Origin of the sequence: Aeromonas ichthyocola (genome assembly GCF_046087985.1) — a bacterium.
GTDB classification, from domain to species: domain Bacteria; phylum Pseudomonadota; class Gammaproteobacteria; order Enterobacterales; family Aeromonadaceae; genus Aeromonas; species Aeromonas rivipollensis.
In genome coordinates this window covers 751,041-764,208 of the sequence record NZ_JBJSWH010000002.1, presented here as the reverse complement: position 1 = coordinate 764,208, position 13,168 = coordinate 751,041, and the positions used below count along the sequence as shown (strand labels likewise).

8 protein-coding genes, 3 pseudogenes and 2 riboswitches are annotated in these 13,168 nt (G+C 61.7%); of the genes and pseudogenes, 6 read left to right on the top strand and 5 right to left on the bottom strand.

Annotated elements, in window-relative coordinates; genetic code table 11:
• Positions 1-130 precede the first annotated feature (130 nt).
• A riboswitch (cyclic di-GMP riboswitch) is annotated at positions 131-217 on the top strand.
• A gap of 111 nt (positions 218-328) precedes the next feature.
• The 4 genes and pseudogenes from ACF2JD_RS08240 to ACF2JD_RS08225 all read left to right on the top strand — a co-directional run.
• On the top strand, positions 329-2,926 hold the full coding sequence (locus ACF2JD_RS08240; protein ID WP_440987170.1) for a glycosyl hydrolase family 18 protein: 2,598 nt from the start codon (positions 329-331) through the stop codon (positions 2,924-2,926).
• Between the two features lie 328 nt (positions 2,927-3,254).
• Positions 3,255-3,340, top strand: a riboswitch (cyclic di-GMP riboswitch).
• 118 nt (positions 3,341-3,458) lie between these two features.
• On the top strand, positions 3,459-3,620 hold the full coding sequence (locus ACF2JD_RS08235; RefSeq protein WP_440987169.1) for a hypothetical protein: 162 nt from the start codon (positions 3,459-3,461) through the stop codon (positions 3,618-3,620).
• Between the two features lie 83 nt (positions 3,621-3,703).
• Positions 3,704-6,382 carry a PKD domain-containing protein gene (locus tag ACF2JD_RS08230; protein ID WP_440987168.1) on the top strand — a complete coding sequence of 893 codons (2,679 nt, stop codon included), beginning with the start codon at positions 3,704-3,706 and terminating at the stop codon, positions 6,380-6,382.
• Positions 6,383-6,567: 185 nt separating this feature from the next.
• Positions 6,568-8,415, top strand: a pseudogene (locus tag ACF2JD_RS08225) (M66 family metalloprotease); the annotation flags it as partial.
• 60 nt (positions 8,416-8,475) lie between these two features.
• Here ACF2JD_RS08225 and ACF2JD_RS08220 read toward each other — a convergent pair.
• Together ACF2JD_RS08220 and crp are read right to left on the bottom strand one after the other, a co-directional pair.
• Positions 8,476-9,277 (bottom strand): annotated as a pseudogene (locus ACF2JD_RS08220) (putative RNA methyltransferase).
• 126 nt (positions 9,278-9,403) lie between these two features.
• Positions 9,404-10,042 (bottom strand): cAMP-activated global transcriptional regulator CRP, encoded by a 639-nt coding sequence (gene crp / locus ACF2JD_RS08215; RefSeq protein ID WP_025328082.1) that lies wholly within the window; start codon positions 10,040-10,042, stop codon positions 9,404-9,406.
• Positions 10,043-10,415: 373 nt separating this feature from the next.
• On the opposite strand from crp, the gene ACF2JD_RS08210 reads away from it, so the two are divergent.
• Together ACF2JD_RS08210 and ACF2JD_RS08205 are read left to right on the top strand one after the other, a co-directional pair.
• Positions 10,416-10,820, top strand: coding sequence for an OsmC family protein (locus ACF2JD_RS08210; protein ID WP_106885955.1), 405 nt, complete (start codon positions 10,416-10,418; stop codon positions 10,818-10,820).
• 48 nt (positions 10,821-10,868) lie between these two features.
• Entirely contained in the window at positions 10,869-11,168 is a 300-nt protein-coding gene (locus ACF2JD_RS08205) for a hypothetical protein (RefSeq protein ID WP_025328080.1), read from the top strand.
• Between the two features lie 69 nt (positions 11,169-11,237).
• Here the strand turns inward: ACF2JD_RS08205 and ACF2JD_RS08200 are convergent, their stop codons facing one another.
• The 3 genes and pseudogenes from ACF2JD_RS08200 to ACF2JD_RS08190 all read right to left on the bottom strand — a co-directional run bounded on the left by ACF2JD_RS08200 (position 11,238) and on the right by ACF2JD_RS08190 (position 13,113).
• Complete coding sequence (locus ACF2JD_RS08200) at positions 11,238-11,771, bottom strand: DUF4136 domain-containing protein (RefSeq protein WP_440987167.1); 534 nt, start codon at positions 11,769-11,771, stop codon at positions 11,238-11,240.
• Between the two features lie 15 nt (positions 11,772-11,786).
• The gene (locus tag ACF2JD_RS08195; RefSeq protein WP_005330514.1) at positions 11,787-12,656 is read right to left on the bottom strand and encodes a phosphoribulokinase; all 870 of its coding nucleotides are present in this window, start codon (positions 12,654-12,656) and stop codon (positions 11,787-11,789) included.
• A gap of 263 nt (positions 12,657-12,919) precedes the next feature.
• Positions 12,920-13,113 (bottom strand): annotated as a pseudogene (locus ACF2JD_RS08190) (YheU family protein).
• Positions 13,114-13,168 lie beyond the last annotated feature (55 nt).

Genomic DNA, 13,168 nt, shown 5'->3' with positions numbered 1-13,168 from the left:
TGCCCTCGCATTCGCGTAATATGGCGGCAACTTGTATGAATTGCCGTCCATCGATGTCATTTCTGCCAGGTGGTGGTGCCCGAAGGCTCATCTATAGTCATTCGGCGATTATTTTTGTCGCAAATCAAGTTGTGCAAAAAGGCAAACCGGACGAAAGTCCGGGACGCAAAGCCTCCGGTCTAAGGGTCAAAGTACCTAGGATAGCGGGGTCACCACAGGTTGTATCGTCCATGGGCCAAGCCATGGTGGCGATGATGTCTGCGTTACCTGGCAGGTTGCGTTGCCTTTTTCGTTGTTAATTCCAATAACGAAATAAGGAAGTTCAAATATGTTAAGTCCAAAACTTTCCCTGCTGGCGCTCCTGGTCGGGGGACTCTGCGCTACCTCCGCCTTCGCCGTTGCCCCGGGCAAACCCACCATAGGTTCGGGCCCCACCAAGTTCGCCATCGTCGAAGTCAATCAGGCCGCCTCTGCCTACAACCAGCTGGTGACAGTCCACAAGAATGGCGCTCCCGTCAGCGTGACCTGGAACCTCTGGTCCGGTGACGTCGGCCAGACCGCCAAGGTGCTGCTCGATGGCCAGGAGGTATGGTCAGGCCCGGCTTTCGCCGCAGGCACCGCCAACTTCAAGGTGACCAAGGGGGGCCGCTATCAGATGCAGGTCGCCCTGTGCAACGCCGACGGCTGCACCCTCTCCGACAAGAAGGAGCTGATGGTCGCCGATACTGACGGCAGCCACCTGGCGCCGCTCAATGCGCCCCTCAAGGAGAACAACAAGCCTTACGCCAACAAGTCCGGCAAGGTGGTGGGGGCCTATTACGTGGAGTGGGGTGTTTATGGCCGCAAGTTCACCGTGGACAAGATCCCGGCCCAGAACCTGACCCATATCCTCTACGGCTTCACCCCCATCTGCGGCGGCAACGGCATCAACGACAGCCTCAAAGAGATCTCCGGCAGCTTCGAGGCGCTTCAGCGCTCCTGTGCCGGTCGTGAGGACTTCAAGGTCTCCATCCACGATCCCTGGGCGGCTGTTCAGATGTCCCAGGGCAACCTCAGCGCCTGGGATGAACCCTACAAGGGCAACTTCGGCAACCTGATGGCCCTCAAGCAAGCCCATCCGGACCTCAAGATCCTGCCGTCGGTCGGGGGATGGACCCTCTCAGATCCCTTCTACTTCCTGGGGGACAAGACCAAGCGCGACACCTTCGTCGCCTCGGTCAAAGAGTTCCTGCAGACCTGGAAATTCTTCGACGGGGTGGACATCGACTGGGAGTTCCCAGGCGGTCAGGGGGCCAACCCCAGCCTGGGCGGCCCGAGCGATGGCGCCACCTATGTGGTGCTGATGAAGGAGCTGCGGGCCATGCTCGACGAGCTGGAAGCCGAGACCGGCCGCCAGTATGAGCTCACTTCGGCCATCAGCGCCGGCGGTGACAAGATTGCCAAGGTCGATTATCAGGCGGCCCAGCAGTACATGGACCACATCTTCCTGATGAGCTACGACTTCAGCGGCGCCTTCGACCTGACGAATCTGGCCCACCAGACCAACCTCTTCGCTTCCAGCTGGGATCCGGCTACCAAGTACACCACCGACAAGGGCGTCAAGGCGCTGCTGGGTCAGGGGGTGACACCGGGCAAGATAGTGGTGGGGGCGGCCATGTATGGCCGTGGCTGGACCGGAGTGAAGAACTACCAGGCCGGCAATCCCTTCACAGGTACCGCCACCGGACCTGTGACCGGCACCTGGGAAAACGGCGTGGTGGATTACCGCGACATCGTCAACAACCGCATGGGTGCAGGCTGGGAGCAGGGCTATGACGAGTCGGCCGAGGCCCCTTATGTGTTCAAGGCCAGCAGCGGCGATCTCATCAGCTTCGACAACGATCGCTCGGTCAAGGCCAAGGGGCAGTACGTGCTGGCGAACCAGCTCGGCGGCCTGTTCGCCTGGGAGATAGATGCGGATAACGGCGACATCCTCAACGCCATGCACGAGGGGCTGGGCCACGGCGAGGGGACTCTGCCGCCGGTCAATAAGCCGCCGGTGGCCAATGCCGGCAGCGATCTGAGCGTCACAGGCCCGGCCGAGGTGACCCTCAACGGCGCCGCCTCCCACGATCCGGAAAGCGGCGTGCTGACCTACAGCTGGAAGCAGGTTTCGGGCCCGCAGGCTGGCTTGCTCGATGCCACCCAGGCCAAGGCCCGGGTAGTGCTGGACGCCGCCACTACCGACATCAATCTGGTGTTCGAGCTGACGGTGACAGACGATCAAGGGCTCTCGGCCAAGGATCAGGTGGTGGTGACCAACAAGGCGCCACAGCCGAACCTGCCCCCCGTGGTCAGCGTACCGGCCAGTGCGACCGTCGAGTCCGGCAAGCAGGTGACCATCAAGGCCACGGCGTCCGATCCGAACGGTGATGCCCTGAGCTACCAGTGGAGCCTGCCAGCGGGTCTCACCGCCACCGGCCAGGACAGCGCCACCCTGGTGGTCACAGGCTCGAGCGTCACCAGCGACACTGTCTATGACCTGACCCTGATGGTGACTGACGGGGCACTGGACGCCAGCGCCGGCACCCGCCTGACCGTCAAGCCAGCCAGTACAGGTGGCGGCTGCGAGGCAACCGATCCGGATGCGGCCAACTGGCCGGCCTGGAGTGCCGGCACCGTCTACAACACCAATGACAAGGTGAGCCACAAGCAACTGGTGTGGCAGGCCAAGTACTGGACCCAGGGCAACGAGCCAAGCCAGAGCGCCGATCAGTGGAAGCTGGTGAGCCAGGTGCAGCTCGGCTGGAATGCCGCTGTGGCCTACAACGCCGGGGATCTCACCAACCACAACGGACGCAAGTGGAAGGCCCAGTACTGGACCAAGGGCGATGAGCCCGGCAAGGCCGCCGTCTGGGTGGATCAGGGTGCTGCCAGCTGCAACTGATAGTCATAAGGAATGGGGCCCAGGCCCCATTCCTTTCTCCTGTGGCGCTTGGCGGGTTGACCTCAGCTCGGGGCGGATAAACCGCCAGCCATGGTCATCAGCGTCAGCCTTTTCTAAGAAATTAATCATCACCCCTAAAGTTGAAAAAATATTTTCATCTTGAAATCGCTTTCAAGAGAGTGAGTTAGATGGTTGACATCCGCTCTCACGCCGAGCTTAACCCTGCCTTCAGAGGCATTTCTTGATAGAACACCCAGTCAAGATCCCGCTCTGCCATTTGCAGTGACTGCACCTATGGAGAATAATCGCGACGCACTACTGATTAATTTGTGTATAAGGGCAAACCGGTCGAAAGGCCGGGACGCAAAGCTTCCGGTCTAAGGATCCATGATCTAGGACAGCGGGGCCGCCACAGGTCGTATCGATCTTCTGCCAAGGGAAGATCCTGCCTCATCTACTGGTTGCCTTGTCCTTATCGTATTGACTAATAACGAAAAAGGATTATTCGCCATGCAAAGTCCACCCCTCTGTATTGTCGACCACCTTGGTTGGCGCCTCCTTCCTTTATATCGCCTCTCCCGGCAAATCCGACCTCGGCTGGGGTGAGACCCGGTTCATCATCACCGAGCTCAACCTGTCCGCTCACCCCCCGGTCAAGGTGATCGCCGCCAATGGCGGCAGAGGAGGGGATTGAATCCTGTGCTCATGTCAACGCAATAACAACGACGAGCTTGCCACCTTGGCAGGTGCCAATAATAGGGAAATCAAGGGATGCAGATGAAGAAGAACAAGGGATATCTGGCGGTGCAGGGGAGCATGCTCGCCCTGCTGGCCGTGGGTACCGGTGCCATGGCAGAGTACAACACCGTCACCGGGGAGTGGCGCAAGGATCAGACGCCGCCACGCCTCTACAACCAGCAGGCCTGGGTCAACAACTTCGCCCTGCAACTGCCGCTCGGAGCGACCTTCGCCCCCCAGATGACGGCCTGGGACGAGAACGACGGGGATCTCAGCGGCCGTATCAAACAGGTAGGCAGCGTGAACACCCAGCAGGTCGGCAGCTATCTGGCGAAGTTCGAGGTTAGCGATAATGGTTTACCCAAAGGGGTGGGCTATATGGGGTGGGGTTTTCGCACCACGACCTTCTCGTTGCCCGTCACCGTCTATGATCCCGCCGTGGCCGTGCCGAGTCTGATTCAACCGCTGAGCACCCTCTGGCAGGAGGCCCCTGTCGGCAATGGCCTGCTGAAACAGCGTCCCGGTCAGAGCCTGAGCCGAACGATCCGTATCACCTCAACCGAGCACCCCCTGAGCGGGGATGAACTGGAGATCACCCTGTTCAGGGTGCAGGAGGGGCTCTGGGGCGGTAACAACCGCCAGTTCAGCCTGCGCCTCACCGACAAGGAGAGCGGCGAACCCGCCTACGAGGGCAGCGTTTTGCTCGGCTCGGGCAAGGTGTTGACCCCGACCGCCCCCATCAAGGTGCGGGCGGATCAAGACTATGAGTTCCGTCTGACCTATGTTTCCGGTCCGAGCGAACAGGGCTTTCGTGCCAACGAGGAGGGGGAGCTTTGGCTGGCGGCTGAGGGGCGGCAGGTGCATGAGGCGAACCCCTTTGCCCAGGTGTTGCCCGATCCAGCCAACAAGCTGGCTTTCGACCCGGGCTTAGACTCAGCCATGAAGCAGAAGCTGCTCAGCAGCCAGGGCGTGCCGGAGGCGCTGCTGATCGGCAAGGTGCCGAACCAGCAGGTCGCGCTGAGCTATCGCATCGCCAACCCCGCGCTGGCGAGCCTGCAACTGGTGCAGGGCGAGATCCAGGATCGGCTGCAACTGCAGGGGCTGACAGAAGGAGAGACCTGGCTCGAGATCCTGGCAGACGGTCGGCTGGTGGAGCAGGTGCGGCTGTTTATCACCTCCCCCAAGGCGATCAGCCTCTCCTATAGCTACATCGCCTTCCCTGGTGAGCGCAAGAGCCACCTGTGGGACGACGGTGCCATCATAATGGCGGACATGAGCCGCCGCCTGGCCCCCTACAACATTCGGGTCAACTGGGTGGATCACGGCGTGCTGGTGCACGAATGGGACAAGAATGGTAATGGTCAGGCTAACGAACCCGATCGCTTGGAGATGGAGGCTCCGTTGAATGAGGGCTGGATCCCGAATGCGGATCAGGTCTTCTCCAACCTCTATGTGCTGCGCGGCTACAAGAATGACGCCAAGGCGTGCAGTTACATGGGGAGTGCTTCCTCCATCGGTATGGGGGCCACCGACGGTGCGCCGCGCGTCGGTTATCGATACGCCTGTCCCGGCAACCTCACCGTCCATGGGCAGTCGCTGACCTTGACCCATGAGCTGGGTCACAATCTGGGGCTGTGGCACACAGGGGATGAGGAGCCTTACCGGGCCAGCAACATTATGACGGCGGGTCGAGCCGAGGGGGTCTTCTTCGCTGACCAGTGGCGCACCATGCACCACACCATCGAGGCCAGAATCGCGGCCGGAGATGCCGGTGTGAGCGAGGTGAATGCCGAGCCAGAGCTGCCGCCACCAGCCACCAATCAGCCACCCCTGGCCAACGCCGGTGGCGATATGCGTACCACGGGCCCGGCCGAGCTGGTGCTCGACGGTTCCGCTTCCCGGGATCCGGAGAACGGTGCCCTGCGTTATCAATGGCGCCAGGTCGGCGGTCCGCAGGCCTCCCTGAGGGATGCGGAGCAGGCACGAGCCAGGCTGAGTCTGGGCACAGTCTCTCAAGATACCCAGCTGGCGTTCGAGCTGACCGTCACCGATGAGCAGGGGCAGGCAGGTGTGGACAGCATGGTGGTGACCCACCAGGCACCACCGCCCAACCAGCCACCCGTGCTGGCGGCACTGGCTCCCGCCTCGGTACAGGCGGGCAAGCAGGTGAGCGTCACCACCAGCGCCACAGATCCCGATGGGGATGCACTCAGCTACCAATGGACTGTACCGGCCGGTCTCAGTGCCAGCGGCCAGAACAGCAAGACCCTGGTGGTGACAGGCCCGAACGTCGCCAGCGACACCCTCTATGACCTGACCCTGATGGTGACCGACGGGGCGCTGGACGCCAGCGCCGGCACCCGTCTGACCGTCAGGCCGCTCAGCTCGGGTGGCGGCTGCGAGACAAGCGATCCGGATGCGGCCTACTGGCCAGCCTGGAGCGCCGGCACCGTCTATAACACCAATGACAAGGTGAGCCACAAGCAACTGGTGTGGCAGGCCAAGTACTGGACCCGGGGCAACGAGCCAAGCCAGAGCGCCGATCAGTGGAAGCTGGTGAGCCAGGTGCAGCTTGGCTGGCATGCCGCTGTGGCCTATAGCGCCGGTGAGCTTGCCAACCACAAGGGTCGCAAGTGGCAGGCCCGCTACTGGACCAAGGGCAACGAGCCCGGTACGGCCGACGTCTGGGCCGATCAGGGGGTTGCCACCTGTCACTGATTGTCTGCGGGAGTGGGACCTGGGCCCCACTCCTTTATCCACGCCGGTGTCAGTCTGCGGTCATGGCGCCGCAGGGCAAGCTGAACCGAATTCGCCGGGTGCAGGACCCGGCAGCCGGCGTCCATGCTGTCACGCTTCCTGCAACAGGGCATGTGGACATGCCCATCACAATGAGAACCATAACAATGAAAAAAACACAGTTAGCCAGCCTCATCATGGCCGCCCTGGCGAGCGGCCCTCTGTTGGCTGCCGTTCAGGCTCCCACCACCTTGCCCTTCAATACCCAGCCACCGACCAACGATCTGCAAGGATCCTTGGCGGCGCAGGTTCAATTCGCCCAGAGCCAGATCCTGCCGGCCCATGCCGCCGAAGGGGACAGCCAGCCCAGGCTGACCGCCTTGCGCAAGAGCCTGCTGCTGGTCAGGCCCTTGCAAGCCGAGACCGGTGTGCCTATGACGGTGACGGCGCGAGATGGCGCCGGACAGACCCTAGGGACGCTCAACCTCAACCCGCCCGAGCAGTTGCCGAAGACGGCCTATTACCTCGATGGTTCGCCGGAAGAGGGGGTCGACTTCACCCCGGCGGTGGGGACCACCAATGTCATCAGCAGCAGTGCCGAGCTGGCCCGGCTGGGTGATGCCACTGCGACCTTGCTGCAGGATCGCCTGGGGCAGCATGCCCTGGTGGAGGTGAAGACCGCAGATGGCCGATGGGTCAGGGATATCTATCTGCCAGAGGGGGCCGCCCTGGAAGGAAAGATGGTGCGTGCAAGTTCCAATGCCGGTTACACCTCGACGGTGCGCTACAGCGGCCGCCAGGTGACCCTCTCCCGCGGTCAGACGCTGCAATTCAAGTTCGCGGGCGGTCAGTGGATCCGTGACGGGGAGCTCGAGAACAACGGCATCCGCTATGCGACCGACACCTGGAGCGTCGTGCTGCCAGCGGACTGGATCCGGCCAGGTATCAGCCTGCAACTCAGCCAGGGCGGGCTCAGCGGTGAGCTGACGGACTTGCAGGTCGGTGCCCCGAGCGAGCTGCTCATCCACACCATAGACCTTGGCATGCTGACTACTCCCCGAGATCAGTTTGCCTTCGCCAGGGATCCCGAAGCCCATCGCGAGTACTTCCAGACGGTGCCGACCAGCCGGCTGATTGTCAGCCAGTATGCTCCCCTGTCGCTGCCGGAGGTGATGCTGCCAAATGGCACCCTGCTCACCGACTTCGATCCCGGCCAGGGCGGTTGGCACGAGGGCACCATGCGCCAGCGCATCGGCAAGGAGCTGATCTCCCACGGGATAGACAATGCGAACTACGGCATCAACAGCACCGCCGGCGAGGGGGAGAGCAGCCATCCGTATGTGGTGGCCCAGCTGGCGGCCCATAACAGCCGTGGCAAGTACGCCAACGGCGTGCAGGTGCACGGTGGTTCGGGCGGAGGCGGCATAGTCACGCTCGACGCCTCTCTGGGCAACGAATTCAGCCATGAGGTGGGCCACAACTATGGCCTAGGCCACTATGTCGGCGGCTTCCAGGGCTCGGTGCACCGCAGCGCCGAGGCAGTCAATTCGAGCTGGGGCTGGGATGGGGATCGCAATCGCTTCATTCCCAACTTCGGCGTCACCCGCAGCGGCCAGAGCGCCTGCCTCGACGGTCAGTGCCAGCCGCCTTTCGAGGGGCACTCGTTCGGTTTCGATGCCATGGCGGGTGGATCGCCCTTCTCCGGCTTCAACCGCTTTACCCTCTACACCCCGAATTCGGCCGCCATCATCCAGCGCTTCCTCGAGAGCAAGGCGGTGTTCGATGCCGCTTCCCCGACCGGATTTCGCAAGTGGGATGCTGCCACCGCCACCATGGTGCCCTATCAGCACAGGGTCGAGCAGCTGGAGCAGATCAGCGCACCTATCAAGGATCTGAGCGAGGTGAAGCTGGCGGCCCTGCTGGCGGAGTATGATCTGGTCAAGGTAGCCATGTGGGACGGCAACTGGACGCGCAACATCCAGGTGCCCCCTGCTGCTGCCGGGAATGCGGGGCGCAAAAAAAGGCCCGTCTGCGCCGCCGGGAACCCTGGGCCTTTTTTCATGGGGTGAATGCGCTCAGAGCGGCTTTTGCCACAGGCTCAGCAGCAGATCCTGCTCCAGCTCGTCCGGTCCCTGATGGCTGAAGGCGTGGCGCTGCTCACCGCTGGCGCGCCAGCCGAGGCGGCTGGTCTCCAGCACATGAAGCTGCGCAGGCCCTGGTCCATCTCATGGAGAACTGGCAGCGTTGCCGCTCATCGGGGACTAGCCCGGCCAGGGCTGGCCAGCTGAGGGGGTGCTCCATGCTCACCGGGTTGAGGCTGACCCTCAATTGCCACTGGTGGCGCGGGCCGGGTTGCAGGTGAAGCAGGTAGCCGCCCGGGGTCAGCAGGCTGACCAGCAGCTCTGTCTTGATCTTGAGGTCGTTGACCAGCAGCACCTGGGCGGAGCCCGCCAGCAGCGGCGCCTTGGCCGGATCGGCGATGACGAAATGGCCGTCGGGTTGCGCCTTGTTGGCGGCGAAGATGGCATTCTTGGCCAGATCGAGGCCGCCAAATTGCCAGCCCGGCAGGCGCTCTGCCAGAGCGCGGCAGTAGTACCCCTCACCACAGCCGAGATGGATCAGCTCGCGCTCGCCGAGCGGAGCCAGCAGGGTCGCCATGGCCTCCACCAGGGGCAGCTGGTGTCCCTGCTCCAGGAAGCGGCGCTTGGCGCGCAGCAGGGCACGGCTGTCGCTGTCCTTGGGATCCTTCTTGCCCGGGATGAGATCCAGATAACCTTCCGGGGCCGGATCGAAATGGTGCTTGTTGTCGCAATAGACCCCGCGGGAGGCTTCATGAAGATGCAGGGGGCTGCGGCACAGGGGACATTGAAGATGCATACACACTCGCTTGGTTGAGGCCATGACGGCAGGGGCGTGCGGGATTATAGGGGAGGAGATCAGAAAAGGCTGCCGTGGCAGCCTTTTTTATCCAACGGCCCTGTGCTGAGCCGTCGGGGAACCCGGTCAGCGGGTGCCAAACACCACTATGGTCTTGCCGTGGGCCGAGATGAGCTCCTGCTCTTCCAGCATCTTGAGGATGCGGCCGACGGTTTCGCGAGAGCAGCCGACGATCTGGCCTATCTCCTGGCGGGTGATCTTGATCTGCATGCCATCCGGATGGGTCATGGCGTCCGGCTGCTTGGCCAGGTTCAGCAGGGTCTGGGCAATCCGGCCGGTCACGTCCAGGAAGGCGAGGTTGCCGACCTTCTGGCTGGTGTGCTGCAGGCGCTTGGCCATCTGGCCGGAGAGGCGCAACAGGATGTCCGGGTTGACCTGGATCAGCTGGCGGAACTTCTTGTAGGAGATCTCGGCGACTTCACAGGCGCCTTTGGCACGTACCCAGGCGGAACGCTCCGGATTCTCGTTCTCTTCGAACATCCCCATCTCGCCCAGGAAATCCCCCTGATTCAGGTAGGAGAGGATCATCTCCTTGCCCTCGTCATCCTTGATCAGGACGGCGACTGTACCCTTGACGATGTAGTAGAGGGTTTCCGCTTTTTCACCGGCGTGAATAAGGGTGCTCTTGGCGGGATACTTATGAATGTGGCAATGCGACAAGAACCACTCGAGGGTGGGATCGCTTTGCGGTTTGCCAATGATCATGAGACTTCCTCTGTAGTGTCATTTTTATGGACTGTGCGTCCAGGCAAGTTGCCAAGCTTGCCATTCCTTAGTCTTTGGTCGCAGTAGAATAAGAGCCTTTGTCTGTGCTGACAAGGCTTTGGGACTTTGGTGTCCATCTGTGTGCATCGATCTGCTGCGCCGTCCGGGCCATTCTAGGCAAGAAGGGGGGGAGATATGTTGATTTCGATCTATTTCCTTCAGGGTCTGCCGCGGTTTCGGAACAAGTCGCGGCGCCGGGACTCGGCGGTCATGAAACCGGGAGTGGCGCAACGTGACGGGGCATGTGCCACTCGACCCCTGCTTGAGGTATGCTATGGGCGTCAGAACCGTCGTCATTGAGAGGAAATGTGAGATGAAAGCCAAGGTCAGCTGGGTGGAAGGCATGAAGTTTGTGGGCGAGAGCGAGTCCGGTCATCAGGTGACGCTGGACGGCGCCAACCCGGGCGAAGGTGCCAGCCCGATGGAGATGATCCTGCTGGCTGTCGGTGGCTGCAGCTCCATCGACGTGGTCTCCATTCTGGAGAAGGCACGCCAGAGCGTGACCGCCTGTCATGTGGAGCTGGAAGGGGCCCGTGCTGACTCAGTGCCCCGGGTGTTCGAGAAGATCCACCTCAAGTTCGTCGTGACCGGCAAGGGGCTGGCCGAGAAACAGGTTGCCCGCGCGGTCGACTTGTCGATGGAGAAGTATTGTTCCGTTTCCCTGATGTTGGAAAAAGCGGTAGAAATTACCCATAGTTATCAAATCGTTGAAGCTTGATAGTTGTAGTTTGTCCCGTCGATAACGCCATGACATAAGGAAAGTGCGATGAAAAAGATAATGATGTTGCTTCCCCTGTTCGGGCTGGCTGCCTGCAGCATGCCGCAGCCCACCCAGTATCAATACAGCCAGTATCAGTGCGGGGAAGAGTTGTTGGCCATCACCTATGATGCCCAGGCCGACATGGTGCAGTTCCCTTATGCCGGGGTCTATCACAAGCTGGGTCGCATCGAGTCACCCAAAGAGACCGCCAGCTATTCCGATGGGGTGACCACCTTCTCCCATCAGGAAAAACAGGCCACTCTGGTCAAGAACGGCGTGACTCTGCTGACCTGCGAACTGAAGTAATCGTCATGCCGTGCAACGGCGTGTATCCACAACGGCCTGCTTGAAGCAGGCCGTTGTGTTATGGGGCGCTCATTGAGCGGGCAGGGAGTCCAGGAGTTGAGCGGCGAGCTGCTGGCTAAGCTGGCTGCGCTCGTCCTCGGCGACGGGCACGTCGCTGGCGAGCTGGATGGCGCTGCTCCAGACGCTTTGCTGGGTGCGCCTGTCGATCAGCAGTATGGCCAGGGTGCCCTTGCGGGCATCGGCGGCGGCATTCAGGCCAGGGGTCATGCCGATGCGGGAGAATATCTCCCCATCGCTCATGTCCTGGCTACCCGCCACCCCGATGGCGACCCAGACGTCGGCCTCATCGAGGGGCACGCTGCGCCAGCCCTTGCCATCGAGCGCCAGGGTGACGGCCTGCTGCACCGGCTCCAGCCAGGGCGCGGCGCTGTTGCCTGCGTACTGGAACTGCTCCGCCAGCGCATAGCGTGGCGTCGCCCCGTAGGCCCAGTTGTCTGCCGGGCGGACCACCATGGTGCCCGTCTCGACCGTGGGGGCGGCGGGGCCTGTGCTGCAACCGCCCAGCAGGGCTGCCAGTGTGAATGAGAGAAGTGCACCGCGCATCATAAGCTCCTTGGCTCAGGTGATCTTGCCGGTTTCTAACAGTTGCTGGATCAGGGGACGCAGGATCAGCTCCATCGCGAAACCCATCTTGCCCCCCGGCACCACTATGGTGTTCATTCTGGACATGAAGGCCCCGTCTATCATCGACAGCAGGTAGGGGAAGTCCACCTGCTTGATGCCCCGAAACCGGATCACCAGCATACTCTCGTCCAGGCTGGGTATCACCTTGGCGCTGAAGGGGTTGGAGGTGTCCACCGTCGGCACCCGCTGGAAGTTGATGTGGGTGCGGGAGAACTGCGGGGTGATGAAGTTGATGTAGTCATCCATGGAGCGGACTATGGAGTCGGTCACCGCCTCGCGCGAATGCCCGCGCTCCGAGGTGTCGCGAATGAGCTTCTGGATCCACTCCAGGTTGACGATGGGCACCACGCCGATGAGAAAGTCCACGTGACGGGCCACATTGTGTTCGCCGGTCACCACGCCGCCATGCAGCCCTTCGTAGAACAGCAGATCCGTCTCTCCCGGCAACGCCTGCCAGGGGGTGAAGGTGCCAGGCATCTGGTTGAAGGGGACTGCCTCGTCAAAGCTGTGCAGGTAGCGTCTGTACTGGCCGCTGCCGCTCTGACCGTACTCCTGGAAAAAGGATTCCAGCAGGCCGAAGTCGTTGGCCTCGGGGCCGAAGTAGCTGATGTGGCGCCCTTGCTCGCGCGCCTTGCGGATCGCCACGTCCATCTCGGGCCGGGTATAGCGGTGAAAACTGTCCCCCTCGACCACGGCCGCCTTGTATCCGAGCTGGTGGAACATGGAGCGGAAGGCGTTGGTGGAGGTGGAGGTGCCGGCACCGGACGAACCGGTAACCGCAATGATGGGATGCTTGGCCGACATAGAATTCTCTCTTCCTTGGGAGTTCCGTTATAAAGGCAGGTTCAAAGTGCGGTCAAGTGCAGCCTTGCTGCGTGGGCGCCATCATGAGCCCCCATGCCCCTCGGCGGCTGGTCTCCATCGGCGCCGCGAAAGTCGGCGACGGAGGCAAAAAATAAGCCGATTTGAAACGCCAGCCTCATCGGGCGAGCCGCCCCTCTTCCCCCCTGAACTGAACGCCGCACCGCCGTGCTTGGCGGGGCCCTGGCCGGACGTTGTTCAGCTTGCTATAGACGATGACTGCCTTGCCTTGTTGTAATTGCGTGCAGTTCGCTGTAGACGATCACGGCGTGCCACTGTTCTGACCTCTTCAACCTTGTCGGCACATCCTGTTCGCCGTATTCGGTGCCTTCTTGCAGGACGAAATGCTCGAGCAGGTTGTTGAGGGTATCGGATCCAGTTCTTGCCAAGGGATAATCATGATTTCATCTTCAGTCATAGCGATACGGATATTGTCGGTGTCTGACCGGCAAGCG

What these genes read in the sequence shown, in the direction of transcription:
- ACF2JD_RS08240 (WP_440987170.1), top strand. Translation starts at nt 329, where the DNA reads ATGTTAAGTCCAAAACTTTCCCTGCTGGCGCTCCTGGTCGGGGGACTC.
- ACF2JD_RS08210 (WP_106885955.1), top strand. Translation starts at nt 10,416, where the DNA reads ATGAAAGCCAAGGTCAGCTGGGTGGAAGGCATGAAGTTTGTGGGCGAG.
- ACF2JD_RS08205 (WP_025328080.1), top strand. Translation starts at nt 10,869, where the DNA reads ATGAAAAAGATAATGATGTTGCTTCCCCTGTTCGGGCTGGCTGCCTGC.
- ACF2JD_RS08230 (WP_440987168.1), top strand. Translation starts at nt 3,704, where the DNA reads ATGAAGAAGAACAAGGGATATCTGGCGGTGCAGGGGAGCATGCTCGCC.
- ACF2JD_RS08195 (WP_005330514.1), bottom strand. Translation starts at nt 12,656, where the DNA reads ATGTCGGCCAAGCATCCCATCATTGCGGTTACCGGTTCGTCCGGTGCC.
- ACF2JD_RS08200 (WP_440987167.1), bottom strand. Translation starts at nt 11,771, where the DNA reads ATGCGCGGTGCACTTCTCTCATTCACACTGGCAGCCCTGCTGGGCGGT.
- crp (WP_025328082.1), bottom strand. Translation starts at nt 10,042, where the DNA reads ATGATCATTGGCAAACCGCAAAGCGATCCCACCCTCGAGTGGTTCTTG.